We start from the raw sequence: 26690 nt of genomic DNA, 5'->3' as shown, positions 1-26690 counted from the left end.
CCGTCGGCAGCCGTCTAGCGCGCTGCACCCTCCTCACGGGCCAACTGGCCGTACGCCGTCCGCAGTCTCCTCGCGAGCTGCTCGACGCCGATGGTGTCGAGGCCGTCCCGCCCGGCCACGGCGGACTTCCCGGCGGCGACGGCACGCGCGTACACGTCCCACGAGGCGGCTGTGTACGACGTGCGCTCCGGCGCCGCGGTCTCCGCGAGGGCACGGCGGATCGGCGTCGTGTCCACCTTGCCCTGCCCCGCGTGGGAGGCGGAGAAGGTGTTGAGGGCGTCGAGGACGAGCGTCCCCGACTTCAGGACGAACCTCACCCGGTGCCTGCCGTCCGGCAGACCGCGCAGCGTGTACGCCGCCAGACGCTTGTCGGTGGCCGCGGTCCTCACGTCCCTGGCGACGAGTACGCCGTCGACGTGGACGTCGAGGACGGCGCTGCCGTCGTTGCCGCCGATGACGTCGACTCCCGTCCCGCGGAAGGGGACGGTGAAGGACGCGCCGGCCGTCGCGCTCGTGGACGTCGAGCGGTACCAGTCCATCGCGTCGCCGTACGAGGCCTTCCGGCTCCACGCGCCCTCGTACGTGACCGCGCTGTCCATGTTGTCCAGCTGCGCACTGGCGTACGGTGTGTAGCCGTCGATCCTCTCGACCTGCAGGTTGTCGAAGCCGGTCTTCTGGAAGCCGCTCCCGAGCTTGACGCGGCCCTCGGTCTGCGGGGTCGGGTCGTCGTAGGTCGCGACCGCCTTTCCGTCGACGAAGGCGGTGACCTGCGCCCCCTTCGCCTCGACGGCGAGGCGGTAGGCGTCGGCCGCCGCGACCTCGCCCCGCGCGCGGGCCGTGCCGTACTCGTAGAACGTCCAGGCCCCGTCAGGGCCGATGCGCAGGTTGTAGGCGGCGTCGCTGATCGCCATGCCCTTCTGCTGGCGCACCCCCAGGGCCGCGAGACCGCCGTCCGGGTCGGGGAAGGAGACGTCGACGGACGCCCTGTAGTTCTCCCAGCGGAAGTCGCCGACCGTGGTGTTGGGGGTGTTCCTGTTCCAGGCGGCGGTGTCCTTCATGGACCCGTCCATGTACTGGTAGAGCACTCCGTCATCGCCCACCTCCCATGCCCCGGTCTGGTCGACCATGTAGCGGGGCTGGTTCCCGCGCGAGGCGAGGTACGGCTGGAGCGTCCCGCCGACTGCGACCTTGCCCTCCTCGTCGTACTCGAAATCGTCCGCGTACAGGTACCCGTCACGGGTGTCGGGGCGCTTGCCGCTCCTGTCGCTGTCGAGGACGGCGCGCTCACCGGACCCGGGCAGGCGCTGCTTCGTGGACGCGTCGGAGCTCTTGTCGAGCGTGGTCAGGGTGGTGACGGACCGCGGCTCCACGGTGTACGTGTACGCGCCGTCGGCATCCGGCCGGATCTCGTCGGCCAGCCGCTTGAAGTTGGCGTCGTAGCGCTGCCCGGCGCCGGCCGCCCGGGTCTCCCACACCTCCATCGTGGGGTCGCTGCCGAGCCGCAGGTTCTCGGCCTTGATCCGGTACGTCTTCGGCTGGTCGCTGTCGTTGACGACGACGGTCGAGAAGTCCTTCTTCCAGGGGTCGGCGAGTGTCATGTAGCTGGGGGCACCGTTGGAGCCGTCGACGTTCTCGGTGCCGCTCACCCCGCTGTGACTGGCTTCGGGAACCGTGCGCCAGATGCCCGCCGTGTTCGTGTCGTTCTCCCAGCCCGTCCTGGCGAATCCGGTGAAGTGCTGCATCACGTACAGCGCAGCGTCGTAGTGGAGATGTCCCGACCACGGGTCGCGTGCGCTGACGAGCTCCTTGTGGCTGTACTGGGCGCCCTCGTAGAAGGAGCCGATCGCCGGCTGGAAGATGTAGTGGGTGCGCTTGGAGTTCGCGTAACTCTTGACGAGACGGTTGGCGACGTCGAGGGCGCTCTGCACGCCGCCGATTCCGGTACTGGCACCGTTCGGGCCCTCTGTGTTGTTGACACGGTATTCGGTGTAGCCGAACGAGGCGGTGCCCTCGCTGTACCAGACCTCCTTGTCCTGGCCGTAGGTGTTGTCGCCGGTCGCCAGCTTCGTGTACGGCAAATAGGTGGGGCTGTCCACGGGCCCCTCGCGCCGGTCCTCCGTGGTGTAGTGGTAACCCGCCGCGTCGACGATCCCGAAGAGATCGGCGTCGCTGAGCATCGCCGGGCCCATGTCGAGGGTGTTGTTCTCGTCGGAGGCGACGATCTTGATGCGGTGGTAGGCCTCGGCGGCCGCCTTCCGCTTCCCCTCCGGAATCCCGTAGCGGTCGCTCGCGAAGTCCGTGTCGCTCACGACCGCGTTCTTGTACCACTTGACGAACGGGATGTCCGGCGAGCGGGTCTCGTTCTTGTCCGGGTCGACATAATCGATCATGTACCCGTACTTCTCGTAGACGTCGAGAACGGTCTCCTTGTACCAGCGGTACATCTCGTCGGTGCCGGTGCCCTTGTTCCATTCCTCCTGGACCCATCGGGGCATTTCCCAGCGCAGGATCGAGACCTTGAGCTTCGGGTTGACCGTCTTGGCGTCGGCGGCCAGTTGGAAGCCCGGGGAGCGGGAGGCGTCGGCGAGTTCGTCGCGGGTGCGCATGGTCGCCGGATCGGCGCCGGTCGAGGTGTTCGTGTCCGTCCCCATCTCGACCTTGACGTGATTGACGAGGGGGTTTCCGCCTCCGAACAGCACGCGGATGAGCTGCCAGTACCGTGCGGGGTGCTCGGCCTTGTAGTCCATCAGCAGATTGCTCGTGCTGTTGCAGCTGAGCACGCCGAGGCCCTTGTACGTCAGGCCGTTCACGTTGTCGGCACGTACGTCGTCACCGTCGACCACGACCTCGACCGGGTCGTCGACCGCGTGCGTGGGAGGTGCCGCGACCAGTCCCGTCCCCAGCGTCACGGCGGCGGCCGCGGCGAGCGCCGCCCATCTCGACTTCTTCTGTGCACGCGTCTTCATTCGCGCGCGCGTCCTCTGTGTACGCATCCAGCTTCGATTCCTTTGCCTCGTCTGCCTCGTCCTGGCTCGGGCGCGGGAACATGACACAACGGGGCCGCTCACGCTCTCTACGGATCACCCGTACACGACCACACTCATTCGCACTCGAACACCGGGGCCGGGTGCCGAGCCACTCGCTCCGTCCTTCCGAAGGGGGCGTTGTCGGTGGGTGCTGACAGGGTGCGGGCATGAGGACTGGCGAGAGTGCCCGAGTGACGCGGATCCTGAGCGGGTTGCCGGCGGCGGCTCGAGAACTGCTGTCGGGAACGAACTGGAAGTGCCTTCAGCATGCCTACGGATCCGGCGAGGACATACCGGCCTCCCTGTGCTCCCTCCTGGACGAGGATCCCGAGGTCCGGTCCGAGGCGTTGGCGGCATTGGACATGGGCGTGCTGCACCAGGGATCGCTGTACACCGTCACCGCGCCCGCGGCTCTGTTCGTCGCCGCGATCCTCGACCACCCCATGAGCCTCGCCGAGCACGAAGGACACTTCCCGTGGGACGACGGGCCGCCGCGCGGCTTGCGGGCCGCCCTGCTCGTCTGGCTGGGGCAGGTCGCCGAGTCGGCCGCCTACGGGGAGGATCCGGTGCGCGACCGAGCCGACTGGCAGTGGGCTCCCTGGCACGACGAGACGCGACGCGAGCGCGACCCGGACGAGCTCGCCGCACTGCACGCGTGCCGGAAGATACGCCCCGCCCTTTACGACGCCGTCGAACCGTTTCTCTCCAGCCCCGATCCCCACGTCCGGGAGGCCGCGCTCCGCGCCGCAGTGCCGCTCCTCTCCGCCCCAGGGCTCGCCGACCGGGTGCCGCGGGCGGCCACGCTGCTGCGGGCACGGCTGGGCGCGGTGTCGGGGCGCCGGGAGCGTGCGAGTGCGGCGCGGGCGCTCGGCGTGTGGGGGATGGACACCGCCGACCTGCTCGCCGACTCCGACCCGGCTGTGCGGGTCTGCGCCGCGCTCGGTCCCACCCATGCTGATCGGCCACGCGATCTCGCCGTCCTCCTCGATGCCCTGCGGGACCCGCGAACGACGGACGGCTGGTTCCCGGAGCCACTGCCCGGGCTCGACGGGTGGTTCCGGTTCACCGTGCTGCGCTCCGCGCTCGCCCTGGCCGAAACCTTCGAGGAGGTGGCACCGGTGGCGGTCGCCATCGTGGCCGCGGGGGGCACGTCGGTCGTCGACTTCGAACGTGGGCCGATCCTGCTCAGAGCCTTTGCTGGTGGCTACGACCCCGCCCACCCGATCTCCCCCGCCCAACGCGACCTGTTGCGGGCCTTCGTGGACACCGACGGGTCGACGGGCGGCGTCGGCGGGAACGTGTTGTGGTTCCGCGCGGCCGGGCTGCCCGACACCCGGGAGGCAATCGCTGCGTTGCTGTGACCTTGCCCGCCACCACACCGTGCGCCCAGGACACTCCCACCTGAGGGCTGAGCGTCGAAGTCGTCGGCCGAGGCCATCTACGGTGCTCGGTGCCGGCCGGCCCTCGACCACGTCGCCCGCGCACCCGACTGGGTCATGTGCGTCGCCGTTGTCCGTCGGGGCCGACCACCGCGCTCAGTCACAGCGCCGACGACGCCCACCGCCCGCGAGTGCCGCACCTGCCGTCCGTGGGAGGGGCGAACGACGAAAGTGGACAAGCACGGGTGTGTACGCGCTGGTGGAGGTCCGCACATCCCCGCCTTTGGTCGCGGAGGTGCGCGACTTTCCGGGACTGCCCCCGGGCGGGAGTGGTCGCGACGATGGTTCCGCAGGCCGGAGACGGCCGAGAGCAGGCGGCACCGGCCGGCGCGAGAGACGCGACAAGAGGAGACACCCCGTGGACACCACGCAGTTGCAGGCGGCGGAGCGATTCGTCGTGCACCAGAAGATGACCGTGATGACCAACCAGTACGTGGTGAGCTCCGCCGGTCCCGACGGGACGGCCGGCGAGGTCGTCGCCTTCGCCGAGCAGGAGCTGATGGCGTTGAAGGAACAGGTGATCGTCTACACCGACGAGTCCCGGGACCGCGTCCTGTGCACCTTCGAGGCCGACCAGGTCACGGACGTCGGCGCCGTCTACACGGTGCGGGGCGAGGACGGGAGCCCCATCGGTTCGTTCCGCGAGAAGACGCTGACCTCCCTGCTGCGCTCGACATGGGTCCTCGAGCAGCCGGGGCTGACGGAGCTCACCGGGCGCGAGCGCAACGCGGCGCTGGCCGTGCTGCGACGGATCTGGGACTACCTGCCGGCCACCGAGTTCGTGCCGTTCGCATGGCCGCGTCACTTCGACTTCACCGAAGGCGGCAGGCGCTGGATGGCGGTCGAGAGGAAGTTCGGGCTGCGCGACCGCTACCGGGTGGACATCGCGAGTGCAGGTCTCGACCGCCGTCTGGCCATCGCGCAGGCCGTCGCACTGGACGCCCTGCAGTGACCTCGCCCGGTCCGTCGGGATCCCTGGTCACCCCGAGGCCAGCTGCTCCGCTATCTCCTTGATCCAGCCGGCGCTCCTCGACGGGTCGTTGAGGCTGTCGGCCCACGCGTCCGGCTCCAGCTTGTGCTTGGCGGGGCCGGACTTGAGAGCGATGAGCAGGGCCCTGGCGGACTCCCGCATCTCGGCCGTCGTGCTGCCGCTCCCGGAGACCTCCGGACCCGCCGCCAGGGCGTAGATCTCGCGGGCCATGGCCTGGCGCTCGCCCTTGGACACCTTCTTCCAGAACTTCAGGGCGTGCTTCAGCGAATCCTTGCGGGAAGCGGCCTCCGCCGGGGTCTCACCCTCGGGTGCCCAGCGCTCGGGGTGGTGGGCCTCTTCGTAGCGCTTCGTGGCGGCGCGGAGCGCCTTGTACATGGTGACGCCGAGGACGAGGCCTGCGCCGGCGCCCGCGAGGCCCCATCCGACCGGGTTGCTCGCCAGTCCCGCGGTTCCCGCCGCGACCGCCGTCACGACACCGGCAGCGGCCTTGACGGACTCGCCCCCGCCTCCGACCGTCTCCTTGCCGATCTTGGTGAGCTGCTTCTTCTTCGCGTACCCCTGGGCCTTGCTCAGCTTTTCGACGTCTCTTTCGGCGCGCTGGAGGCTCTGGGCGGCGTCACGGGCCTCGCCCATCGCCTCCCATGCGGCGTCGATGGCCTCGGAGACGTGTTCCAGCCCCTGGCCCTCATGGTTCCAGTAGGCGTCCAGCGCGACGTAGGCCTCCGCCGCGGCCCAGTTGGCCTGTTCCCGCGACTCGTTCAGCCGGGCCAGGGATCCCGCGTGGACGAGGTGGGGATCCCCCAGCTTCTTGACCTGCTTGTACTTGCGGGCCGCTCCTCCGACACGGATGACGGACCGCATGCCCTTCACCGCGCCGACGGAAGCGCTCGCGACACCACTCACCTCGGAAGCCACCGCGGCGTCCGCAGCCTTCTGGATCTTGGTCACCTCCTTGGCGACGGCCGCGCTGTAGCTCGCCGAACCGGCGGCGCCGACCACCGTGTCGGCCCCCTTGGTCTTGGCCTTCTTCTTCGCCGTGTGGTGGCCGGCCCCGGTCTCGTGCTTCTTGGCGTCCTTCAGGTTCTTGTAGGCGTCCATGCCGTTGACCACGGTGCCGGCGGCCTCCGTCAGGAGGTTCCCGGAGGCGGCGGATGTCCCCGAGGCTGCGACGGAGTGTTTGAGGCCCTCGTTGGCCGCGACGGCGGCCTGCTGGGTGAATCCCGCGTTGGTGGGGGTCTGGAAGCCCTTGACGAAGGTGTCGATGGGCTCGAGGTTCTTCTTGAACCTGTCGAGGAGCCCGGCGATCCGGTCGCGATAGTTCTTCTTCTTCGCTGCGGCGGACGCGTCGCCGTTCTCCGCCGCACTCCCTCCTGCGGTGTCCCGGGCACGTTGCACCACCGCGGTCGCGGCCCGGTTACCGATGCGGGACTGCAACTCGAGGAATGCACGCTCCGTCGAACGAGCGGACGCGCTCCCGGCCCGCACCCCTTCCCCACGCTGCCGGGCCGACGTCAGAACGGCTGCGGACTGACGCGCCGGGGTGCGTCGGATCGGGGTGCTCATGGATGTACCTCTCCTGTGCCGGACCGGGCGAGGCGAAGGTAGCCGTGCCTGGCCAACAGAAGGGGTGCGGCAGGGAAACTCCTCACGGACTCTGCGGGGCGTGGGGTGGTGGACGTGTCGGGCGCCGCACCGCACCACCTGCCACGTCCACAGAATGCGGGCGTCCGCGCCGCGCCGTGAACAGCCCGGCCGACCCGCTCCCACCCGTCTCGGGATACGCCGTGATCGATACGCGTGATCCGTCCTCGGCCGACCGGCTGTCACCTGCGCGTCCCGGGCTGGACTGCGCACCCGCGGTCAACCACCAGCCCGAATACACTGCCGCCTGCATCACACCGGCCGCCGACCGCGCCGTCCTCGACGGGGCCGTCGCGATGGCCTGGACCGCCACCGGCCTCTCCGCGGCCTCGCGGGCGAGCAGATCGTGACGCGTGAGCGGAACCGGTGCACCGAAGGCGGGGCGCATGGCCGGTGAGAGGGCCTTCCCGAACAGCTCATGCACCGGACCTCTTCCTCGGCCGTGTGCCGGCTCCCGGCGCGGACGGTCAGCGGATCCGTATCCTGGCGCAGGCGAACGTCGTGTCCTCGAGGAGCGCAGGAGTGATGGCGACGCCGGTCAGGTGCTCTGCCAAGGCGAACGCGGCCGACGAGGACAGATCGGTCTCCGGAGCGTCCTCGTCGAAGTGGAAACCGATCTTCTGCATGACACCGACGAGCTCGTCAGGTGTGGTGCCCCACCGGTCCTCCGGGAACATCGGGTCGAAGCAGAGCCTCCGGACCCCGTTTTCGGCCCAGAGGAACGTACCGACCGCGTTGATGTTCACGAAGTGGGACACCCAGGTCGCCCCGGCGGAGGCCGGCATGGCTCGCTCCTCGGTGACCCCGAGGTAGCCGTTCGGCTCGATCAGCAGGGTCCAGGAGCCGACGGTCGTCATAGCGACCAGTTGGTGTCCGCCCTCCTCCAGGTCGTACCGGGCGAAGGCCGCGTCGGTGACCGCTGCTATGCCGCGCAAGGAGGGCTCCTCCCTCCCTTCGAACCGGGACACCACCTCAGCCGGTGTCAGACCTCGCACCAGGGTGAAGCAGTACGCCTCGGCGATGTCCGGAAAGTCTTCCTCGAACCATGCGTAGTCAGCTGCGGTCTTCGTCATACCGCAAATCATGGCTCCCCTGACTGACAGTGGAAGGGCCCCGGGTGGTCATCGGAGCGCTGGAGCGCCCGGACACGTCGTGGACCGCGACTGGGGCCGGGCCCCGGGACCGACGACGACACGGACTGCGGCTACGGCTCGGCTCGGCTCGGCTACCGCGGTGTCGCTGTCGGTCCGCTGACATATTCTTCCGGCCACCACACACCGACTCGAAGGACCAAGAGAATTGTCCGGCCTGCCTGCCTTCCCGCTGCCCTTTCACGCTTCCCGTTCCAAATCGTTCGCGACACCCCGAACGCTGCGGGAACTTCAGATGATGCGGTGCAGCTCCCACATACGGGCGAAGCCGGACTGGTTCGAGAAGATGAACGACGCAGAAATCGTCGCCAGATGGACGCGGGAAGCGCTCGCCCAAGGGCTGACTGAAGCGCAGGTTCGTTACGTACTCGCCGAACTCGCGCACTACGCCGCGCTGCGGGACGGACGAACCGGTATCGAGGTGTCCGCCGTCGATGGCGTGTGGCATTCGGACACGCTGATCGACGAGGAGCTCAATTCCCGGCTGCGCGAGGCCGTCCGGATTCTGGAAGAGGTCCCCGAAGCAGAACAGGACTGGCACCCCGGCTCCGGCGGCCAGGTGCTGGACCTGGTTCACCCCTCCCTGTTCTGCCTGGTGAAAGAGGTGAGCGGCGCGCCCGAGCGGGCCTGGCAGAACCCTACTGACCGCTACTCGAAGTACGAGTTCTCGGAGAGGTTCCAGTGGCTCCCCACGGACGTCGACGTCAGCGCCGAGGGCGATGTCGCCTTCCGTTCGTACGTCAACAACATCCATCCCGAGCGTCATCACGAACTGGCCACCGTCCTGCCGGACCTGTTCGCACGCATGCGCCCGCTGCTGGAGAACGTGCTCACCGATCTGCGCCATCCACGGCCCCTGCGGATCAAGGCCGATCCCTTCGGGTGGTACGACTCGGAGCCGGAGTATCCGGACAAGTCCTCCCACGGTGACGATGAGGCCTACACAGAAGCCCTCCACGCGTGGGAGGAGGCCATGGACAGCTGGTGGGAGACCCGTCGCCCGGTCGTCCCGGACGCCCCGGCCTTCGACCCGGCGGAGTTGCCCGATGACTCCGCCCGCGTCGACCTGCGTGGCCGCGGCCTCCAGGTCATCGTCAAGCTCGCCACCATTCGCCTCACCCCGGAGAAGCCCGAATACCCCGGCGGTTCCTGGCATGTCGAGGGGATGCTGAACGAGCGGATCGTCTCGACCGGCATCTACTACTGGGACAGCGAGAACATCACCGAGAGCCGACTGAGCTTCCGGGCGGCACTCGACGACCCCAGCTACGAACAGAATGACGACAACGGCCTGCGCGAGGTCTACGGCCTGGAGAACGAAGACGCTCTGAACCAGACGCTGGGATCGGCGTCGACTCCCGCCGGCCGCTGCCTGGCGTTCCCGAACGTCCTGCAGCACCGCGTCAGCTCGTTCCGCCTCACGGACTCCACCCGCCCGGGGTATCGCAGAATTCTCGCGTTCTTCCTGGTCGACCCGTCGGAGAGGATCGTCTCGACATCCGATGTGCCGCCGCAACAGCCATGGTCCGACACCTCGACCATGACTCTTGAACAGGCGAAGGACTATCGCGAACAGCTCATGCGGGAACGCAAGTTCTTCGTCGACGAGCACAACGAGCAGCTCTACGAGCGCGAATTCTCCCTCTGCGAGCACTGACCTCGGAATTTCGGGTCGGGCGTCATGACCTACCGGGCGGGCGGCGCCCACGGCGGGATCACCGGCAGGTGCCGAACCGCACCATGGCGGCGCCTCCAGACGTACCTGCCTCACGCAGCCTCCGACGACATCGGTGAACGCACGCCTGGGGGAGCTAACTCCACTACGCTATAGCCGAGTTGGGTCACCCGACCATGTTGACGTGAGCGCACCCCGGTGCTCTGATGATCTTGATCTACGGTCCTCGCGGTTGTCCCTGAAGGAGTATTCATGCGTCCCTCCCTGCGGCGTACGGTCACCGGTGGAGCTCTCTCGATGACGTTCTTGGGGGCCGGTCTCGTCACAGCGCCCTCGGCCGCCGCGGCGGCGGCATACAACGGCGCCTGCGGAACCGGGTACTCCGTCGTCAACTCGGCCGCGGTGGGCACAAGGGGGATGACGTACCTGACCTACAGCGCGGCCACCGGGAAGAACTGCATCGTCACCATCCGCAACACGCCGGGTGCGGGCGTCTACATCTACGCGGGATTCCAGCTCGCCGATCAGGGAGACACCGCCGTGGACGATCACGGCACGTACACCAGCTACGCGGGCCCCGTGTACATCAGTGGCAAGGGGGCCTGCATCGACTGGTCCGGCGCGATCGGCCCCGCCCCCGAGCAGTACGTCATCCGGTACGCGACGAACTGCGGCTGATCCATCGGCCTTCGTGCGCAACTGCTCGACCATGGGCCGGCTCAGCTCGATGCCGGTGACCGCGACACCCTGGGCCGCGAGCGGGACGGCCACCCGGCCCGTACCGATGGCGAACTCCAACACGGCTCCCTCGTCCGCGAGTTCGGCGAGAGTCTCTACGGTCGGCCCGAGGGCATCAGGTGCGAACATGCCGGAGCCGGGCGTGTCGTAGCTCTTGGCCGCATCGGCGTCCCAGATCTCGCCCTGTCTCATGCCGCACACGGTCCAGGACGGGCGGGGCAGGTGTCGACAGGCTTTCCCCCGCGCACCGCACGTCGCGCCGCCGCCCACCCAGGGCCGCCGCGCCGCCCTGCACAGTGAGCGTGGAGGTGCCGGGTCTCCGACCACGAACCGGAGGGCGGCACGGAGGCTGAGCTGCCGGCCGGGCGGCGTGGGTCGGTGTCCCCAGCACGCGGCCAAAGGAACCGACTGCACCTGTTGGCGGCGGCGTGTCTGGAACACGCCACGGAACTCGACCCCGAGGTCCGGGCGGAAGTGCAGCAGCGCGCCGGCGCCCTGATCCCGCCCCGCACAGCAGATCAGGCCCGAGCGCTGATCGAGGTCGGCCCGGTGGTGCTGGACCTTCTTCCGCATCCGCCGGACGCGCCACCTGAAGAGAAGCGGCCTGCCGACGAGAGGATCATCGACGAACGGTCGGACGAGGACAAGGCCGCCGTACAGCGGGTAGCCGACGAGGCGTACTTCACGGTCTTCGCCGCCACCCGTATCGCGACCGATGCGGCGATCGACGTGCTCGCCCGCTATCGCGGCTACCACGACCTACGGGTGCGCAATGAACTCGTAGGAGCCTGGAGCCGCTTCGATACCAACATCTACGGTCAGGAGGTCATCGCCCATCTCGGCCCGGATGAACTTTACTTCCCGGTCTCCAACCCGGCCGAGCTCCAAACGATCAGCAGTTTCGGCGGGCGGGCCAGGATCGTCGGCGATTTCACCACCGTCGACTTCCTCAACGGCTGCCGCCAGGCACAGCTCACTCATCTGTGGCTGACCTCGGACATCGGTGACTCCTGGAGGTGGCTGCGTGAATTTCCGCACCTTCACTCCCTGACCATCGAGACTTCGCTGCCCCACCTGGACGTGGCACCCCTGGCATCGGTGCTGCCTCTTCGCACGATTTCGCTGCCAAAGGGAGTTGCAGTCTCCGGTATGGAATCTCTGCCCTCGTCGATGGAGGTTGTGCGCCTGCAGCACGACGTGGAGTGATCGCCCGATCGCGTACCTGGCCCGGGCGGTTTGATCTGCCCGGCGTCACCACCGGGACAGCACCAAAAACACATCGGCCGTCATCGGATTCTGCGGCCTGCCGGAATGCGGTTGTCCGTTCCTTTTTCAGCGGTGGTATTGCTATGTCCGTGCAAGGCGCGCCGCAATGTGGGAGCGATGTCAGGCGCGGAGGCAGCCGACAGCGCCCAGCCGGCGGTCAGGTCTGAGTACCTCCTGGTTGCGCTCGACGAGTGCCGCCAGTTCCGCACCGGCTTGCACTTCAGCCCGGATCCCGTCACCGCCTGGCGTCGGCACCAGGGACTACTGGAGATGCTGTGCTCCCTGGATCCGTAAACCTGACGGTCTGGGTGTGAGGCGGAGGTAGTGTCTCCACACCACACGGCGCGGTAATCCCGTCAGACGCATTCGAGGATCGTGCTGCCCTCGTCCTCCTGCGCGGTGTCCTCGCCGACGGCTCAAAGCCTCCGGCGAATCTCCGTGTCCCGACCTCCCCTCCCCAGCGGCGTACGTCGGTCGTATGCGGGGGCGCGCGAGCAACATCCCTGTGATCAGCACGCCCCAAACAGCACCCGATTCAGGGAGTAGCACTCCTCACCTGCGGAGAAGGAAACGGGAAACAGCATCGATCGCCTTGTCCGTCCGGCTGGCCCTGCCGCACTCTTACCTGCGAACGCCTTCGCCTGGACGGTCGGTCAGGAGAGTCCCGTGCCACAGCCGTCCACCGGGTTCGGCGAGGAGTTGAGAAAGCGTCGTCTGGACGCAGGACTCAGCCTCACCACACTGTCCGGCGCCGTGCACTACAGCAAGGCGCAGCTGAGCAAGGTCGAACGAGGCATCAAGGCTCCCAGCCGGGATCTCGTCCGTCTGTGCGACGCCGTCCTCCAGGCCGACGGAGCACTTGTCGCCCTGGCCATCCGACCTGTCGCGGGCACACCGCTTGTGCAGACTCCCGGCGCGATCGAAGAGGAGGAGTGGACCATGCAACTGTCACCAGATGGCCCGAGCTGGTTTCAGGCCTTAGGACGGCGACAGGTCGTGGGGGCAGGCGCCGCATCGCTGATGAGATTAGGCATGGGCGCCCCGGGACCGGTCGCCCCTGCCGCAGGTGCGGGGATGCTGGAGGCATCCCGCTCTCTGTTCACGCACTACCGGCGTCTGGGGCAGAGCGTCGAGCCCGGGTACCTACTTCCCGGCCTGATCGCCCAGACACACACACTGCGGGAACTGTCCCTGCATGTCGACGACGGCACCCGCCGGGATCTGCTGGCGCTCGGCTCCCGCTACGCCGAGTACGTGGGCTGGCTGATGCAGGAGACAGGCGACGAGCACGCGGCGCTGTGGTGGACACGGCGCGCGGTGGACCTGGCAGCCGCCGGCGGCGACCACGCACTGGGCGGCTACGCATTGGTCCGCAGAGCGCTGATCACGTTGTACCAGGATGACGCGGCACAGACGATCGCACTGGCGCAGCGGGCCCAGAGCGACACGCTGCCACCGCGGATCCGCGGGCTAGCGGCACAACGCGAGGCGCAAGGCCATGCACTGGCAGGCGATCGTGACGCCTGTCTGCGCGCCCTGGACCGGGCCCGCACGCTTCTTGTCCGCAAGGAAGGCGGCGTCGAAACTCCGGTGATCGGCAGCATGCACCTGCCAGACTCGGTCGGCATGGTCACCGGCTGGTGCCTGGTCGACCTCGGCCGTCCACGGGAGGCGGCTGCGGAACTGGACCGGCAGCTTGCCCTGGTCTCTCGGGACGCGGTCCGCACCCAGGTGCGGTACGGGATACGACGGGCTCTGGCCTATGCGTCGGACGGCGAGATCGACCACGCGTGCGCTGTGACGGAACCGCTTCTTGTCGGGGTAGCCACGGTCCGGTCCGCGACCGTCACGATCGATCTTCGGCGTCTCGCCCGTCTCCTGGCTCGGCATCCCACGCACGCTGCCGTACGCCGGCTTGCTCCGCGCCTCGGCACCTTAACGCGCCCTCCCACATCCTGAAGAAAGGCTTTGAAATGACCGATGTATTCATCAACTACCGCACAGGGGACGGCGACAAGACGGCCGCCCTGATCGACCAGGAGCTCTCGCGTCGCTTCGGCAGTGGCCGGATTTTCCGAGCCTCGAAGTCCATCGCTCCCGGTCAGGCATATCCCGATGAACTGCTGACGGGCCTGCGTCGCAGTGCGGTGGTTCTGGCTGTCATCGGCCCGGACTGGACGAATTTCCAGAGCCGGCTGCACGACCCCGAGGACTGGGTACGCAAGGAGATCATGGAGGCGTTCAACTGTGAGCTTGCCGTCGTTCCCGTACTAGACGGCCGGAAGACCGACCGGCTGAACAGAGCCGACCTGCCTGACGAACTGGCCTGGCTTACAGAGATCCAGTCCGTCCCCTTCAGCACACATGACACCGAGGCAGGTCTGAAACGCCTCGGTGACGTGGTGGCCGACATCGTCCCGGGTCTGCGCGACCTGGACCGGGACGCCGTCTCCCCGCCCACACCGGACTCGGTGACCAACTCGATCGGGGACGTGAGCGGCACGGCCGTACAGAGCCGTGACTTCACCGGCGACGTTGGGGGCACCGTCATCAAAGCCTCCACCGGGCCCGTACACACGGGCCAGGGCGACATCTATCAGAATTCCCGCAATGAGTCGGGCGGCCGGCACTTCTCGGGCAACGGGATGACGTACTTCGAGGGCGATCACCACGGTGACATCAGGCACCGGTTCGGTGAAGCCCAAGAACATGAGGGCGACGACCGGTGAGCGAGCGCAGCGGCAGTACATGGGTCACCAGCACGAGCGGGGCCCTGCACAACGGCACAGGGGACATGTACGTCACCTTCGGCACCGACCAGCGGAGCTCGGACAGACTTTCCTTCCGTCGCGTCGCCGATGACCAGCTCGCGTGGCTTCGGCGCGTGCTGGTCGCTCCGCCCGGCATGGGGAACGCCCGCTTCCAACTGGCCGGCACTGGCACTGTGATTCTGGACGGCGCACCTGGCAGCGGCCGGACCTCCACGGCCCGTGTACTCCTACGCGAACACCACACGGACATCGGCGCCTTCCGGGAGCTCTTGCCAGACGAGGAAGGCGAACTGCCCCTCACCGACCCGGAGCTGGTCGGAGCCGGCGACCGCCTGCTGCTGGATATGTCGGCCGCCGAGGCCGTCAGGTGGGCCGCCGCCCAGGCCGATCTCTCCGCCCTCCGCAAGGCGGTACACGAGCAGAAGGCACATCTCGTGGTCGTCATGCCTCATGGGGGAATCATCGACTCCGACCTGCAGCAGTACAGGGTCGAGATTCAGCAGCCATGCCGCAAGCGGGTCCTGCGGCGGCACCTTCGCGTGCATGGGGTGCCGAGCGAGCACTACCTCCGCCCGGATGCCACAGTCACGGACTTCGTCCGCGAGCAGAGGCCGCTGCGAGAGATAGCGGATTTCGCCGACCTGGTACGGCGTGCGCGCGAGGCCGCCGCGTGGGACGAAGGGTTCGCGCAGTGGTGTACAAGTGCGCACAAGGCACGGGCCGACCGGCGAGAGGAGGTCGCCACCCTCGTCTCCACGTTGGGCGACAGTCCTCAGAGGGCACTGCTGATCACCGTCGCCATGCTCCACGGCGCACACGCCGACATGATCCATCACGCCGCTCAACTCCTGCTGGATACCGTGGGTCTGCCGCCCGACGATGTTCCGCTGCTGCAGCGTAAGGATCTCGCAGAGCGCTTGGCGGAAATCTCCGCCGGTGTCGGATCGGACGGTCATGTGCGGTTCGGGGAGTTGGACCACGACTCCGCCATCCGCGCCCACTTCTGGGACCACATGCCCGACCTTCGTCAGTATCTGGGCATGTGGACCGCGCGCAGTGTGGCGCTGAACGGCCCGCACATCACCCAGGAACTCCGCGACGGCCTCGTGGCAAAGCTGGCCGGAGAGTATCTACGGACGGGTCGCCCGGAAGGACTGGCGTCGCTGGCCGAAGCCTGGGGCTCGACGGCCGCGAGCAAGGCTGGGTTCGAGGCCGCCGTCCAGGCACTCACCTGTGGTCTCGGTGATCGGGTACATGCGCGGAGCTTCCGAGGCTGGATCTACCAGAGGTGCACCGGCAAGCAGCTCAAGGAGCAGTTCGCCCAGGTCCTGGTCCAGGTCTGTGCCGACGTCGTCGCAGCCGGCCACCCCGACCAAGCCATGCTCCGGCTGTACTACCTGGCTCGCCGCGAGCACAGCACCGGCAGCGCGCTGCGTGCGCTGAGCGACCTGGTGGAGACGAGCCACCGACTGCGCCGTAGATTGCTCCACCGGCTGGCACGCTCCGAACTCTCGCCGGCTGACCTCTGCATTTTCCTACGGGTCGGCGTCCCCGAGGCGCTGACCGACCCGCACGACAACGGACGCACGCTGGTGGAGGAGGAGAGCGTGCAGTCCTCCGTGACCACCTGCTGGCGCGCCGTACTGAACGGGCTGCCTCGGCCAGCATGGCAACCGTACGCGGAACACTGGATGCACGCAGCGGCTGATGACGGGCACAAGGGTGACCTCTTGCTCGAACTCCTCGTCAGCGCAGCCGCCCGGTGCGAGGGACGCGGTGCAGCCTTCGCCGCGCTCTACGCGAGCGCCCGCGACGCCGAACGCACCGCGCCCGTCGGATCCTCGCGCGCCGCGCTCACCACCGACCTGCTACTTCAGAAGATCTGCTCAGCTCAGCGCCTGAGCAGCCCGACTACACCGCCTCGCACGGAATCAACCAGGGGGACCGAACCGTGACCACCGGACACAAGACGACAACCGTCTTCTTCACCATCCTGTGCGGTCTGGTGCTGACCATTTTCGGCCTGACGGAACAGTGGCCCACATGGGCTTGGCCGCCCCTTGCGGTGATCCTCGTCGCGGCTCCGGCCGTGGCTTTCAAAATCGTCAAGCTTCGCCGCGGCTCCGTGCCAGTCGCCTTCGAGGAACACCTCACGGCGGCTCCCATCGAGCGCACGGAGCACCACGTCAGCCGGGTAGCACTTCCCAGTCGATGGGCCGACTACGACTTCCTGATCTCCGCAACCGTTCGCTGGTACGCCCTCGATGCTTCCCGTCCCGGCAGGGTACTGAACCCGGCGGGCCTCGCAGTCGAATCCGTACTGGACCGTGCCCGAGTAGTCACCGAGCAGCGGGAGCCCGGTCGGGTCTCACTCGTCCAGCACGAGCTGAGCGGTGCGCTCAGCTCGCTGCTTCCTGACAGCACAGGGCAGCTCCACGCCATGGCGGAGGATGTGCGGCTCACCCTGCACGAGCACGACCAGGAACGCCTGGACAGCCTCGCCGGGGTACGCAAGGACCAGGCAGTCTGGGAGCACCAGCGGAAGTACGAGCAGAGCAAGCGCAAGTACCTGGGCGAAGACGTGCTGAAGGACACCGGCAGCGCCGTGGTCTGGTGGCTCGCCAAGAACGACGAAAAGGTCGAGAGAACTGTGGAAGACCTCGGCTTGCTCGCCCGGCTTACTTCCGCGGCCAACAACACCGACGTTCCCGAACGACTGCGGGACCTCATCCCGCAGCCGCGTGAGGTGGAGGACGGCCAGGTGCTTGCGGATCGGCAGGCAGCCCCCTTCGGCCGAGTGCCGACGGCCGCGGACCACCTCGCGGACGCGCTGACCGCTCTCAACCTCGAGGACGCGGACACCCAAAGGCGGTTGCTGGCCAAGCAGTTCGCCGACGCCATCAGGGACCAGGACCAGCATGAGACGGCTGACGATCTGGTGCGCCGGTTCGACCCGCCGGCGGCCTTCACCCCGGACGACGGAGAGCCGCCTGAGAGCACCGGCGGCGCAACCCGACCGACATCCGGGATCTGACCCCAGGAAAGGAAACAATGGAAACCGAGTTCACCGCTCTCGCCGCCTCGGGAGCGACCACGTTGGTCTCTCTCATGGTCACCGATTCTTGGACGCAGGCGCGTGCGCTCGTCGGCCGGCTCTTGTCACGTGCTGATGCAGGCGGCACCACGATCGCCGACCTTGACGCCGCACGGACCAGGCTGCTTGCCGGCGACGCGCAAGCCACCTGTGAGATCACGGACCAATGGCACACGGACCTGCACAGGCTTCTACAGACGGCCTCTGTCACCAGCGCCGAGTTGCATGAGGTGCTGACCTCTCTCCGGCAGATGGTCAACACATCCGTGGCCCACCCGGTACCCGTATACAACAACGTCAACGGCGGAGTTCAGCACGGCCCTGTGATCCAGTCAGGCCGGATCACAGGGCTCACGTTCCATGTCCACGGCACCGGCCTCCCCGTGCAGGACTGAGATGCGCGAGCACGGGCGACGTGGTTGGCGTGTGGACCGCAGATGCCATCATCGGCTGGCCTGTCGCCCCTGGCCAAGGCTGGCTGCTCCTCGGCGACGGCAAGCTTCTGGCCGTGGCTGTCCCCGGGTAAGGCCGCCCTGGCCGACGCTTCGACACCTGCCTATCCCCCTCCACGCAACTGGCAGCGGCAGACCGCTTCGCCCACCTGCAGTAATGCACACACCGCTATAACCCCCATCAGGACCAACGCCGCGGGCGCCATTTCAGCGTCCGGGTATCGCGCAAAACCCACCGCCCGCACATAGTGCGCACGCACAGGACTGCGGATCCAGAGGCCTCGGCCTCCGATGCACGATCGCCGCGCATTCCACAACGTGCGTCGTCCGGAACACGGGGGCGATCCGGGAGGGCGCCCACCAAAGGTGGAACCACGCTCGGCGACCTGGGGACCGGCGGGCAGCCGCGCCCGCCACTCAGTTGGCGCGGCCGGACTTCTTCTCCACTGTCCCTTCCAAGCGACTCACTAACCTAGGAAGCTCAGCCGCACCTGACGGTCCGCGTTATCGACGTTCGTGTCCACCAGGCACACCGACTGCCACGTCCCCAGCTCCAGCCTCCCTCCGATCACCGGCAGCGTGGCGTGCGGGGGTACGAGTGCCGGAAGTACGTGGTCACGGCCGTGGCCGGGGCTCCCGTGGCGGTGGCGCCAGCGGTCGTCGGCGGGGAGCAGGGTCTGCAGGGCGGTGAGGAGGTCGTCGTCACTGCCGGCCCCGGTCTCCAGGATCGCGATTCCGGCGGTGGCGTGGGGTACGAAGACGTTGAGCAGGCCGTCCCTGCCATGTGCGGCGCGGGCGAGGAACTGTGCGCAATCCTCAGTCAGGTCGACGACCGTTTCGGCGCGTCCTGTGGGGACGCTCAGCATGTGGGTGGCAAAGGTGTCGGACATGGCCCCATTCTCTCGTCGCCCGGACTGATCGCCCGGACTGATCGCGCTCCGGGAAGATCCGGAGCACGGCCAGGGTTGGTAGAAACGTGAACAACTCCGGGACACGTGAGCTGGACGTGGTCGTCATCGGCGCCGGGCAGGCCGGGCTGTCCGCCGCCTACCACCTGCGTCGTGCAGGCCTGGGGCCCGACCGGGAATTCGTCGTGCTGGACCACGCTCCCCGGCCCGGCGGCGCCTGGCAGTTCCGCTGGCCCTCACTGACGTACGGCAAGGTGCACGGGATGCACTCCCTGCCCGGCATGGAACTGACCGGTGCGGATGACAGCGGGCCCTCGTCGGAGGTGATCGGCGCCTACTTCGACGCGTACGAGCAGCGCTTCGGTCTGCGGGTGCACCGCCCCGTCGAGGTGAGCGCCGTGCGCGAGGGCGCAGGTGGCCGGCTGCTCGTCGAGACCTCCGAGGGCCCGTATGCCACCCGCGCCCTCATCAACGCCACCGGCACCTGGGACCGGCCGTTCTGGCCGCGTTATCCCGGTCAGGAGAGCTTCCGCGGGCGTCAGTTGCACACCGCGAACTACCCAGGGCCCACGGAGTTCGCCGGTCTGAGCGTGGTCGTGGTCGGCGGAGGCGCGTCGGGCACCCAGCACCTGATGGAGATCGCCGAGGTGGCGTCGGAGACGTACTGGGTGACTCGGCGCCCTCCGGTGTTCCGGGAGGGGCCGTTCGGCGAGGAGCAGGGGCGGGCGGCGGTGGCCATGGTCGAGGAGCGTGTACGCCTCGGGCTGCCGCCACAGAGCGTGGTGAGCGTGACCGGGCTGCCGCTCAACGACGCCGTGCGGCGTGCGCGCGAGCAGGGAGTACTCGACCGCCTCCCCATGTTCGAACGCATCACGCCGGACGGCGTGGCCTGGTCCGACGGCCGCACGGTGAAGGCCGATGTCATCCTCTGGGCGACCGGCTTCCGGGCCGCCGTCGATCATCTCGCGCCGCTGAGACTCCGCGAGCCCGGCGGCGGCATCCGTGTCGAGGACACCCGGGCCGTGCGGGACGCGCGTGTCCATCTCGTCGGGTACGGCCCGTCCGCCAGCACGATCGGCGCCAACCGGGCGGGCCGGGCGGCGGTCCGCTCGGTGACCGGACTGCTGGACGGTGTGCCTGCCTGAGGTCACGTGGCCACCGTGGTCATGCGGTAACCGGAGTCACGCGGCCACCATGGTCATGCGGCAGCCGGAGTCACGTCACCAGCGCCGTCGCATGGCCACCGGCGTCAGGCGGCGCACCGGAGTCACGTGGCCACCGGCGTCATGGAGCCGCCGGGGACGGGGTGGCTGTCGCGGCGGATCAGGGCGGCATAGCGTCCGTCCTGCGCGAGCAGTTCGTCGTGCGTGCCACGTTCAGCCACCTGGCCGTCGTCCAGGACGACGATCTGGTCCGCGTCCCTGACGGTGGAGAGCCGGTGCGCGATGGTGAGCGTGGTGCGCCCCTTCGACAGGGCGTCGATGGCCTGCTGTACGGCGTGTTCCGTACGGGTGTCGAGAGCGCTGGTCGCCTCGTCGAGGATCAGCACGGGCGGGTCCCGGAGGATCGTGCGGGCAATGGCCAGCCGTTGCTTCTCACCACCCGAGAACCGGTAGCCGCGTTCGCCGACCAGGGTGTCGTACCCGTCGGGCAGGCCCGCGATGTGGTCGTGGATCTGCGCGGTGCGGGTCGCGGCCTCGATCTCCTCGTCGGTGGCGTCCGGCTTGGCGAAGCGGAGGTTCTCCGCGACCGAGGCGTGGAAGAGGTACGTCTCCTGGGAGACCACGCCGACGGCGCGGGCGAGGGTGTCGAAGTCGAGGTCGCGCACATCGACCCCGTCGATCGTGACCCGGCCCCCCGTGACGTCGTACAGCCTCGGGACCAGATAGCTGAGCGTGGACTTGCCCGATCCGGTGGGTCCGACGACGGCCAGGCTGTTCCCCGCGGGCACGGTCACATCGACGTCGCTCAGGGTCGGGCCGCTCTTCTCGTCGTAGCTGAAGGTGACCTTCTCGAAGGCCACCTCGCCGCGGATCTGCTCCAGGCGGACGGGCTTCTCGGGCTCGGTGATGTCCACCTCGAGATCGAGGTACTCGAAGATGCGGGCGAACAGGGCGAGGGACGTCTGCATCTGCACGCCGGTGGAGAGCAGGCTCACGGCGGGGCGGAACAGGCCCTGCTGGAGCGAGACGAAGGCGACCAGCGTGCCGATGGAGACGGCGGTGACGCCCGACTGGAGAGTGAGGCCCGCTGCCCAGTAGATGACCGCGGGCATGGCGGCCATCACGATCCCGATGGTCGACATCCTCCAGCGACCCGCCATGCTGGAGCGCACTTCCAGGTCGACCAGGCGCTCCGACTCCTCGGAGAAGTTCCGGGTGAGGGAGTCCGAGCGGCCCATGGTGCGGCCGAGCAGGATGCCGCTGACAGAGAGCGATTCGGTAACCGTGGCCGCCATCGCGGCCATCTGCTTCTGGCGCTGGGTGGTGATCTTCTTGCGTTCGCGGCCGACCCGGCGGCTGATCCAGACGAAGACGGGCAGCAGGAGCAGCGAGACGACCGTGAGCCGCCAGTCCAGGGCGAGCATGGCGACCACGGTGGCGACGACGGAGGTCAGGTTGGAGACCAGGGAGGTCGCGGTGGAGGTGACCGTCGCCTGCATCCCGCCGATGTCGTTGGCGATGCGGGACTGGACCTCGCCGGTGCGGGTCCGGGTGAAGAAGGCGAGCGGCATCCGCTGCAGCTGGGTGTAGACGGCGGTGCGCAGGTCGTGCATGACGCGCTGCCCGACCGTCGTGGAGATCAGTGTCTGCAGGACGCCGAAGACGCTGTTCAGCACGGCGGTGAGGATCATGCCGAGCGCGAGCAGCGTGAGGAGCCCCGTGCGCCCCTGGGGGATCGCGATGTCCAGGACCTCACGGAGCAGGAACGGGGAGGCGACCGACACCAGTGAGGAGGCGCCGACCAGCAGGCCCACCACGGTGAGTCTGCCGCGGTAGGGGCGGAAGAGACGGAAGATGCGGCGCAGCTCGGCGGGCGGCTGCCCGGGGTCCGCGGCTGGAGGTGTCCAGGCGGGTTCGTCGGGTTTCATGGGCTCCTTCGGGGGTGTATGAGAGACAAGCGTGTGACGGGAGAGGGGCTCGGGCCTCCGGCAGCGGACACGGAGATACCGGGAGCTGACGGGCCGGCCGACCTTTGAGAGCCTAGCTCATTGTTACCTCTCTTCACAATGAACCAGGTCCTGATATTGTTCCCTCATGGACTCCCCCGACTCCGACGGCATGCTCGCCGAGCAGCTCCTGCGACTCACGCGCCGCCTCCAGCGCATCCAGAGCCGCCAACTGGAGCCGATAGGCATCACCCCGGCCCAGTTCCGCCTGCTGCGCACGACCGCGCATTACGAGGGCGCGCCCCGGATGGCCGATCTCGCCGAGCGGCTCGACGTCGTCCCCCGGGCGGTGACCACCCTGGTCGACGGCCTGGAGGCGAGCGGCAGGGTGCGGCGCGCCCCGGATCCGGCCAACCGCCGGGTGGTCCGTATCGAGATCACCGAGGAGGGGCGGGCGGTGCTCCGTTCGATGCGCGCCGCGCGGAAGGCGGCCGCGGAGGAGATCCTGGCTCCGTTGACCGCCGAACAGCGTGAGGTGCTCGGCGGTCTGCTCACCGCTCTGGTCGACGGGATGCCGGAGCGCCGCCGCTGCTGAGGCATGCGGTGCGGCCGCCGCACCGCGCCGTCGAGGGGACACTGACATGCCGCTGCTGGAGCCGAACCCGGAAGCCCTGCGCCCTGGCACGGCACGTGCGCCGTCCCTCGATCGGGTGCCCCGCTGGAAGGGGCCGCCGACGAGCTGCTCCCCCGTCTGACGGTGTTCCGCCGTACGGGTTCCGCCGTCCTGCATCCCACCTGCTCGATGGAGCATCTCGGCGACGTCCCGCACCTGCGTACCCTGGCCGAGGCCTGCGCGGAGGAGGTCGTCGTGCCCGACGACGTGGGATGCTGCGGGTTCGCGGGCGATCGGGGCATGTTGCACGAGGAATTGACGGACTCGGCGACCGCCAAGGAGGCCGCGGAGGTCAACACCCGCGCGTACGACGCCTGTCTGTCGGCGAACCGCACGTGCGAGATCAGGATGGACCGGGCGACCGGCCGCCGTTACCACTCGGCGCTCATCGAGCTGGAGCGGGCGACGCGGCCGGCCCTCTGACGGCGACTCAGCGCCCGTCCGCCGCAGCGCAACTGACCGCCGGTGCCCGGAACTCCCGCGTCGTGGGGGGGGTGCCTCTATGTCGTTCGTCAAGGCACCCTGTCGGGTTTGGGGTGGTTCGGTGTTGCTGGGGTTATGCGGCGAGCTCGACGTTCTTGGGCGCCCGCGATTCGTAGAAGGTGCCGTCGCGGAGCATGGCGAACAGGACGCTGATGCGCTGGCGGGCGAGGCGGAGAAGGGCTTGGGTGTGGGTTTTGCCGCGGGCTCGCTGCTTGTCGTAGTAGGTCCGGGAGGCCGGATCGGCGTTTATGCAGGCGAAGGCGGAGAGGAACATGGCCCGCTTCAGCTGCCGGTTCCCGCCGCGGGGCGCGTGTTCGCCATGGATCGAGGTGCCCGAGGACTTGGTCGTCGGTGCGAGGCCGGCGTAGGAAGCCAGGTGGGCGGCGGTGGGGAAGTTGGTGCCGTCGCCGACGGTGACCAGCAGGACTGCGGCGGTCCTGACGCCGACGCCGGGCATCGAGGTCAGGACTTGGGAAAGAGGGTGGGCCTCCAGCAGGCTGTTGATCTGGGCTTCCAGGGCCCGGCGCTGTTCGTGGACGGCGGCGAGCGAGCGGGCCAGGGACGGGACCACGATGTCGAGGGTGCCGGTGCCGGGAACGGTCACGGTCTGCTCGTCCAGGGCGTCGAAGATGTCGTCGATCAGCCGTGCGGCCATGCGCGGGGCCTTGGGCCGGATCAGCTCGACGAGGCGGCGTCGGCCGGCTTTGCGCAGGGCGGCCGGGGAGCCGTGGCGTTCAAGGAGCCAGGTGACGGCTTGGTGGTCCAGGCGGGGCCCCAGGACGCGCTCCAGGCTGGGGTGGAACTGGGTGAGAAGGCCGCGTATCCGGTTGCTGGTGCGGGTGGCCTCGGCGGCCAGGTCCTGGTCGAAGCCGGTCAGCACGGTCAGCTCGGCGGTGATCTCGTCGGTCAGTTCGAGCGAGCGCAGGGTGTGCGGCATGGTCCGTGCGGCGTCGGCAATGACGGCCGCGTCCTTGGCGTCGGTCTTGGCCTCGCCGGGGTAGAGGTCGGCGATCCGGCGCATAGCCAGGCCGGGCAGGTAGGCGACGCGACAGCCGGTGTCCCGGGCGACGGCCAGGGGCAGAGCGCCGATGGAGGCGGGCTGGTCCACGATGACCAGGACGGTGCCGAACTTCGCGGTCAGCTTGTCGAACACGGCCCGCAGCTTCGGCTCGCTGTTCGGCAGCGGCTTGTCGAAGACCTTCTTCCCGGCCGGGGTGAGCCCGTGCCCGTGGTGAGCGGACTTGCCGACGTCCAGGCCGAGGAACACGCCCACGTCTTCGATCTCGAACATCGCGCCCTTCCAGGGGGTTTGACGGTGCCGGCCTCGGCTCGGGTGTCGTGCTCGCGCATCCACGTTATGCAGACCTGCCGCCCGCGAACTGTCCGGCATTGCGCCGGACCGGACGGTGGCCGGACCTCTGATCAGCGTCTCCGACGAACACCCCCGGACCCGGTGACACCACCCCCCAGGTCATGCCTTCGACAGGGGGACACAGTCATGCCGGGCCCAGAGGCCAGCGGCCCCGTTGCAGGACCGCGAAAAACATAACGGGGGCGGCGGAGGGCCGTGTCCACCTGAAACGCACGGCGTGGTGAGCTCCGCACGGACGCGGTGATCCGATCACTGCCCCTTGCGCGACACCGGCCTCACCCACCAAGGTCCTGAACGAGGTTCGGGGTCCCGCCATGTCCACGCGGGCCCCGGAACCCGTACGCGCACCGTCGAGTCCCCTCTCTGGAGGCCAGATGAATGACGACGCATCACAGGACCGGAACCCCCGGGACCAGGACCCGCAGACCACGGACGACGGCTCGCTGAGCCGTCGTTCCGTCCTTCGCACCACAGCCGGCGCCGTGGGAGTCGCGAGCACCGGGATCGGACTCGCGGCAGCCGGCGCCGGCGCCGCATCGGCCGCGGAACAGGCCCCGGCCTCCGGCCCCCTGCCCGTTCCGGCGCGTCAGGGCGCCACCATGGCCGGGGTCCGCTTCGGCCGGCGTTCGACCGTGCGCGTCGGCATCGTGGGGCTCGGCAACCGCGGCGGCGGCATGATCGACCTCTTCCTCGCCGTCGACGGGGTGCGGGTCGTCGCCGTCTGCGATCCGGTGAAGGACAAGGCCGAGCGAGCAGCCGCGAAGGTCACGGCCGCGGGCGGGCCCGCACCCGCCGTGTACACGAAGGGGGAGGACGACTACGCGAACCTCTGCGCACGCGGGGACATCGACTTCGTCTACGTGGCGACGCCCTGGGACTCCCACTTCGAGATGGCGAAGACGGCCATGCTGAACGGCAAGCACGTCGGTGTCGAGTGCCCGGTCGCGCTGCGGCTGGACCAGCTCTGGGAGCTGGTGGACCTCTCCGAGCGGACCCGCCGCCACTGCATGCAGCTGGAGAACTGCTGTTACGGGCGCAACGAGATGCGGGTGCTGCGGATGGCACACGCAGGTCTGTTCGGTGATCTGCTGCACGGGGCGGGTGCGTACAACCACGACCTGCGGGGTCTGATGTTCGACCCGGACCACTACGAGGGCCCCTGGCGGCGGCTGTGGCACACGCGGCTGCGAGGCGACCTGTACCCCAACCACGGCTTCGGTCCGGTCGCCAACTACATGGATGTCAACCGCGGTGATCGAGCGGTCAGCATCACGAGTGTCGGCACGCCCTCGCTCGGTCTCGCCGCCTACCGCAAGGAGCACGTGCCGGCCGGGGACCCGAGCTGGAAGGAGACCTACATCGAGAGCGACCGGACGATCAGCCTCGTCCAGACCGCCAAGGGCCGGGTCATACGCCTGGAACACGACGTGTCGACGCCTCACCCCTACTCGCGGATCAACAGCCTCGGCGGCACGAAAGGGGTGTTCGAGGACTACCCGGCGCGGATCTATCTCGAACCGGATCACTCGGACGACGAGTGGGCCGACTTCGGCGCGTACGCCGAATGGGACCACTGGCTGTGGAAGGAGCACTCCGACCCGCCCGGTGGCCACGGCGGGATGGACTACATGCTGGTGTTCCGGCTGATGCAGTGCATGCGGCTCGGGCTCGCCCCGGACTTCGACGTGTACGACGCCGCCACCTGGACCGCGCCCGTTCCGCTGAGCCACCTGTCGATCAAGGCAAAGGGCGCGCCGCAGCAGATCCCCGACTTCACCCGGGGCGAGTGGAGGAAGGCGCGTTCCGGCGTCGATTCCGCGCAGCCCACCGGGTAGACGGCCTACGCCCCGTCACCACGGCCGGTGGCGGGGCTCCTCACAGGACGGCGGAATCAGCCGTCA

Annotated in this window: 20 protein-coding genes and 2 pseudogenes; 15 read left to right on the top strand and 7 right to left on the bottom strand. The window is 68.6% G+C overall.

Features of this window, described 5'->3' with window-relative positions:
- Positions 1 to 14: 14 nt before the first annotated feature.
- Positions 15 to 2966: a GH59 galactosidase gene (locus LWJ43_RS29580; protein ID WP_277335232.1), complete on the bottom strand. Its 2952-nt coding sequence runs from the start codon at positions 2964 to 2966 to the stop codon at positions 15 to 17.
- Between the two features lie 251 nt (positions 2967 to 3217).
- Here LWJ43_RS29580 and LWJ43_RS29575 point away from each other — a divergent pair, with 251 nt between their 5' ends.
- Together LWJ43_RS29575 and LWJ43_RS29570 are read left to right on the top strand one after the other, a co-directional pair.
- Complete coding sequence (locus LWJ43_RS29575; protein ID WP_277335231.1) at positions 3218 to 4387, top strand: hypothetical protein; 1170 nt, start codon at positions 3218 to 3220, stop codon at positions 4385 to 4387.
- A gap of 436 nt (positions 4388 to 4823) precedes the next feature.
- A complete protein-coding gene (locus tag LWJ43_RS29570; protein WP_277335230.1) occupies positions 4824 to 5417 on the top strand; it encodes an LURP-one-related/scramblase family protein in 594 nt (197 codons plus the stop codon).
- A gap of 27 nt (positions 5418 to 5444) precedes the next feature.
- On the opposite strand, the gene LWJ43_RS29565 is transcribed toward LWJ43_RS29570, so the two are convergent.
- A complete protein-coding gene (locus LWJ43_RS29565; RefSeq protein WP_277335229.1) occupies positions 5445 to 7019 on the bottom strand; it encodes a hypothetical protein in 1575 nt (524 codons plus the stop codon).
- 221 nt (positions 7020 to 7240) lie between these two features.
- On the opposite strand from LWJ43_RS29565, the gene LWJ43_RS29560 reads away from it, so the two are divergent.
- Positions 7241 to 7447 (top strand): hypothetical protein, encoded by a 207-nt coding sequence (locus LWJ43_RS29560; protein ID WP_277335228.1) that lies wholly within the window; start codon positions 7241 to 7243, stop codon positions 7445 to 7447.
- A gap of 117 nt (positions 7448 to 7564) precedes the next feature.
- Here LWJ43_RS29560 and LWJ43_RS29555 read toward each other — a convergent pair whose 3' ends face one another.
- A complete protein-coding gene (locus tag LWJ43_RS29555; protein ID WP_277335227.1) occupies positions 7565 to 8170 on the bottom strand; it encodes a DUF6461 domain-containing protein in 606 nt (201 codons plus the stop codon).
- Between the two features lie 226 nt (positions 8171 to 8396).
- On the opposite strand from LWJ43_RS29555, the gene LWJ43_RS29550 reads away from it, so the two are divergent.
- Together LWJ43_RS29550 and LWJ43_RS29545 are read left to right on the top strand one after the other, a co-directional pair.
- Positions 8397 to 9905, top strand: a complete 1509-nt coding sequence (locus tag LWJ43_RS29550; protein WP_277335226.1) for a DUF4246 domain-containing protein — start codon at positions 8397 to 8399, stop codon at positions 9903 to 9905.
- Between the two features lie 270 nt (positions 9906 to 10175).
- Positions 10176 to 10601 (top strand): spore-associated protein A, encoded by a 426-nt coding sequence (locus LWJ43_RS29545; RefSeq protein WP_277335225.1) that lies wholly within the window; start codon positions 10176 to 10178, stop codon positions 10599 to 10601.
- 3 nt (positions 10602 to 10604) lie between these two features.
- Here the strand turns inward: LWJ43_RS29545 and LWJ43_RS29540 are convergent.
- Positions 10605 to 10853, bottom strand: a pseudogene (locus tag LWJ43_RS29540) (class I SAM-dependent methyltransferase); the annotation flags it as partial.
- A 282-nt stretch (positions 10854 to 11135) separates the two neighbouring features.
- Between LWJ43_RS29540 and LWJ43_RS29535 the strand changes: the two are divergent.
- The 6 genes from LWJ43_RS29535 to LWJ43_RS29510 all read left to right on the top strand — a co-directional run bounded on the left by LWJ43_RS29535 (position 11136) and on the right by LWJ43_RS29510 (position 18187).
- The gene (locus LWJ43_RS29535) at positions 11136 to 11867 is read left to right on the top strand and encodes a hypothetical protein (protein ID WP_277335224.1); all 732 of its coding nucleotides are present in this window, start codon (positions 11136 to 11138) and stop codon (positions 11865 to 11867) included.
- Positions 11868 to 12593: 726 nt separating this feature from the next.
- Positions 12594 to 13886 (top strand): helix-turn-helix domain-containing protein, encoded by a 1293-nt coding sequence (locus tag LWJ43_RS29530; RefSeq protein WP_277335223.1) that lies wholly within the window; start codon positions 12594 to 12596, stop codon positions 13884 to 13886.
- Positions 13887 to 13900: 14 nt separating this feature from the next.
- On the top strand, positions 13901 to 14656 hold the full coding sequence (locus LWJ43_RS29525; protein WP_277335222.1) for a toll/interleukin-1 receptor domain-containing protein: 756 nt from the start codon (positions 13901 to 13903) through the stop codon (positions 14654 to 14656).
- A gap of 65 nt (positions 14657 to 14721) precedes the next feature.
- The gene (locus tag LWJ43_RS29520) at positions 14722 to 16653 is read left to right on the top strand and encodes a hypothetical protein (RefSeq protein WP_277335221.1); all 1932 of its coding nucleotides are present in this window, start codon (positions 14722 to 14724) and stop codon (positions 16651 to 16653) included.
- The gene (locus LWJ43_RS29515; protein WP_277335220.1) at positions 16650 to 17732 is read left to right on the top strand and encodes a hypothetical protein; all 1083 of its coding nucleotides are present in this window, start codon (positions 16650 to 16652) and stop codon (positions 17730 to 17732) included. The genes LWJ43_RS29520 and LWJ43_RS29515 overlap by 4 nt, the downstream gene beginning before the upstream one ends.
- A 17-nt stretch (positions 17733 to 17749) precedes the next feature.
- The gene (locus tag LWJ43_RS29510; protein ID WP_277335219.1) at positions 17750 to 18187 is read left to right on the top strand and encodes a hypothetical protein; all 438 of its coding nucleotides are present in this window, start codon (positions 17750 to 17752) and stop codon (positions 18185 to 18187) included.
- Between the two features lie 524 nt (positions 18188 to 18711).
- Here LWJ43_RS29510 and LWJ43_RS29505 read toward each other — a convergent pair.
- Positions 18712 to 19134 (bottom strand): secondary thiamine-phosphate synthase enzyme YjbQ, encoded by a 423-nt coding sequence (locus tag LWJ43_RS29505; protein ID WP_277335218.1) that lies wholly within the window; start codon positions 19132 to 19134, stop codon positions 18712 to 18714.
- Positions 19135 to 19220: 86 nt separating this feature from the next.
- Between LWJ43_RS29505 and LWJ43_RS29500 the strand changes: the two genes are divergently transcribed.
- On the top strand, positions 19221 to 20297 hold the full coding sequence (locus tag LWJ43_RS29500) for an NAD(P)-binding domain-containing protein (protein ID WP_277335217.1): 1077 nt from the start codon (positions 19221 to 19223) through the stop codon (positions 20295 to 20297).
- A 122-nt stretch (positions 20298 to 20419) separates the two neighbouring features.
- On the opposite strand, the gene LWJ43_RS29495 is transcribed toward LWJ43_RS29500, so the two are convergent.
- Positions 20420 to 22243, bottom strand: a complete 1824-nt coding sequence (locus LWJ43_RS29495; protein WP_277335216.1) for an ABC transporter ATP-binding protein — start codon at positions 22241 to 22243, stop codon at positions 20420 to 20422.
- A 166-nt stretch (positions 22244 to 22409) separates the two neighbouring features.
- Between LWJ43_RS29495 and LWJ43_RS29490 the strand changes: the two genes are divergently transcribed.
- Positions 22410 to 22856 (top strand): MarR family winged helix-turn-helix transcriptional regulator, encoded by a 447-nt coding sequence (locus LWJ43_RS29490; RefSeq protein WP_277335215.1) that lies wholly within the window; start codon positions 22410 to 22412, stop codon positions 22854 to 22856.
- 132 nt (positions 22857 to 22988) lie between these two features.
- Positions 22989 to 23357 (top strand): annotated as a pseudogene (locus LWJ43_RS29485) (heterodisulfide reductase-related iron-sulfur binding cluster); the annotation flags it as partial.
- 133 nt (positions 23358 to 23490) lie between these two features.
- Here LWJ43_RS29485 and LWJ43_RS29480 read toward each other — a convergent pair.
- Positions 23491 to 24708 (bottom strand): IS110 family RNA-guided transposase, encoded by a 1218-nt coding sequence (locus tag LWJ43_RS29480; RefSeq protein ID WP_277330547.1) that lies wholly within the window; start codon positions 24706 to 24708, stop codon positions 23491 to 23493.
- Between the two features lie 455 nt (positions 24709 to 25163).
- On the opposite strand from LWJ43_RS29480, the gene LWJ43_RS29475 reads away from it, so the two are divergent.
- Positions 25164 to 26624, top strand: a complete 1461-nt coding sequence (locus LWJ43_RS29475; protein ID WP_277335214.1) for a Gfo/Idh/MocA family protein — start codon at positions 25164 to 25166, stop codon at positions 26622 to 26624.
- Positions 26625 to 26690: the final 66 nt, after the last annotated feature.

It is taken from the genome of Streptomyces sp. JH34 (genome assembly GCF_029428875.1).
Taxonomy (GTDB): domain Bacteria; phylum Actinomycetota; class Actinomycetes; order Streptomycetales; family Streptomycetaceae; genus Streptomyces.
Note: the sequence above shows the minus strand (reverse complement) of the source record. Positions and strands in the feature narration are given on the sequence as shown.

Bases quoted from the DNA above. Each gene is read 5' to 3' on its own strand.
- LWJ43_RS29520 (WP_277335221.1), top strand. From the start codon at position 14,722: ATGTACGTCACCTTCGGCACCGACCAGCGGAGCTCGGACAGACTTTCC.
- LWJ43_RS29555 (WP_277335227.1), bottom strand. From the start codon at position 8,170: ATGACGAAGACCGCAGCTGACTACGCATGGTTCGAGGAAGACTTTCCG.
- LWJ43_RS29545 (WP_277335225.1), top strand. From the start codon at position 10,176: ATGCGTCCCTCCCTGCGGCGTACGGTCACCGGTGGAGCTCTCTCGATG.
- LWJ43_RS29565 (WP_277335229.1), bottom strand. From the start codon at position 7,019: ATGAGCACCCCGATCCGACGCACCCCGGCGCGTCAGTCCGCAGCCGTT.
- LWJ43_RS29495 (WP_277335216.1), bottom strand. From the start codon at position 22,243: ATGAAACCCGACGAACCCGCCTGGACACCTCCAGCCGCGGACCCCGGG.
- LWJ43_RS29580 (WP_277335232.1), bottom strand. From the start codon at position 2,966: ATGAAGACGCGTGCACAGAAGAAGTCGAGATGGGCGGCGCTCGCCGCG.
- LWJ43_RS29490 (WP_277335215.1), top strand. From the start codon at position 22,410: ATGGACTCCCCCGACTCCGACGGCATGCTCGCCGAGCAGCTCCTGCGA.
- LWJ43_RS29475 (WP_277335214.1), top strand. From the start codon at position 25,164: ATGAATGACGACGCATCACAGGACCGGAACCCCCGGGACCAGGACCCG.
- LWJ43_RS29505 (WP_277335218.1), bottom strand. From the start codon at position 19,134: ATGTCCGACACCTTTGCCACCCACATGCTGAGCGTCCCCACAGGACGC.
- LWJ43_RS29510 (WP_277335219.1), top strand. From the start codon at position 17,750: ATGGAAACCGAGTTCACCGCTCTCGCCGCCTCGGGAGCGACCACGTTG.
- LWJ43_RS29525 (WP_277335222.1), top strand. From the start codon at position 13,901: ATGACCGATGTATTCATCAACTACCGCACAGGGGACGGCGACAAGACG.
- LWJ43_RS29480 (WP_277330547.1), bottom strand. From the start codon at position 24,708: ATGTTCGAGATCGAAGACGTGGGCGTGTTCCTCGGCCTGGACGTCGGC.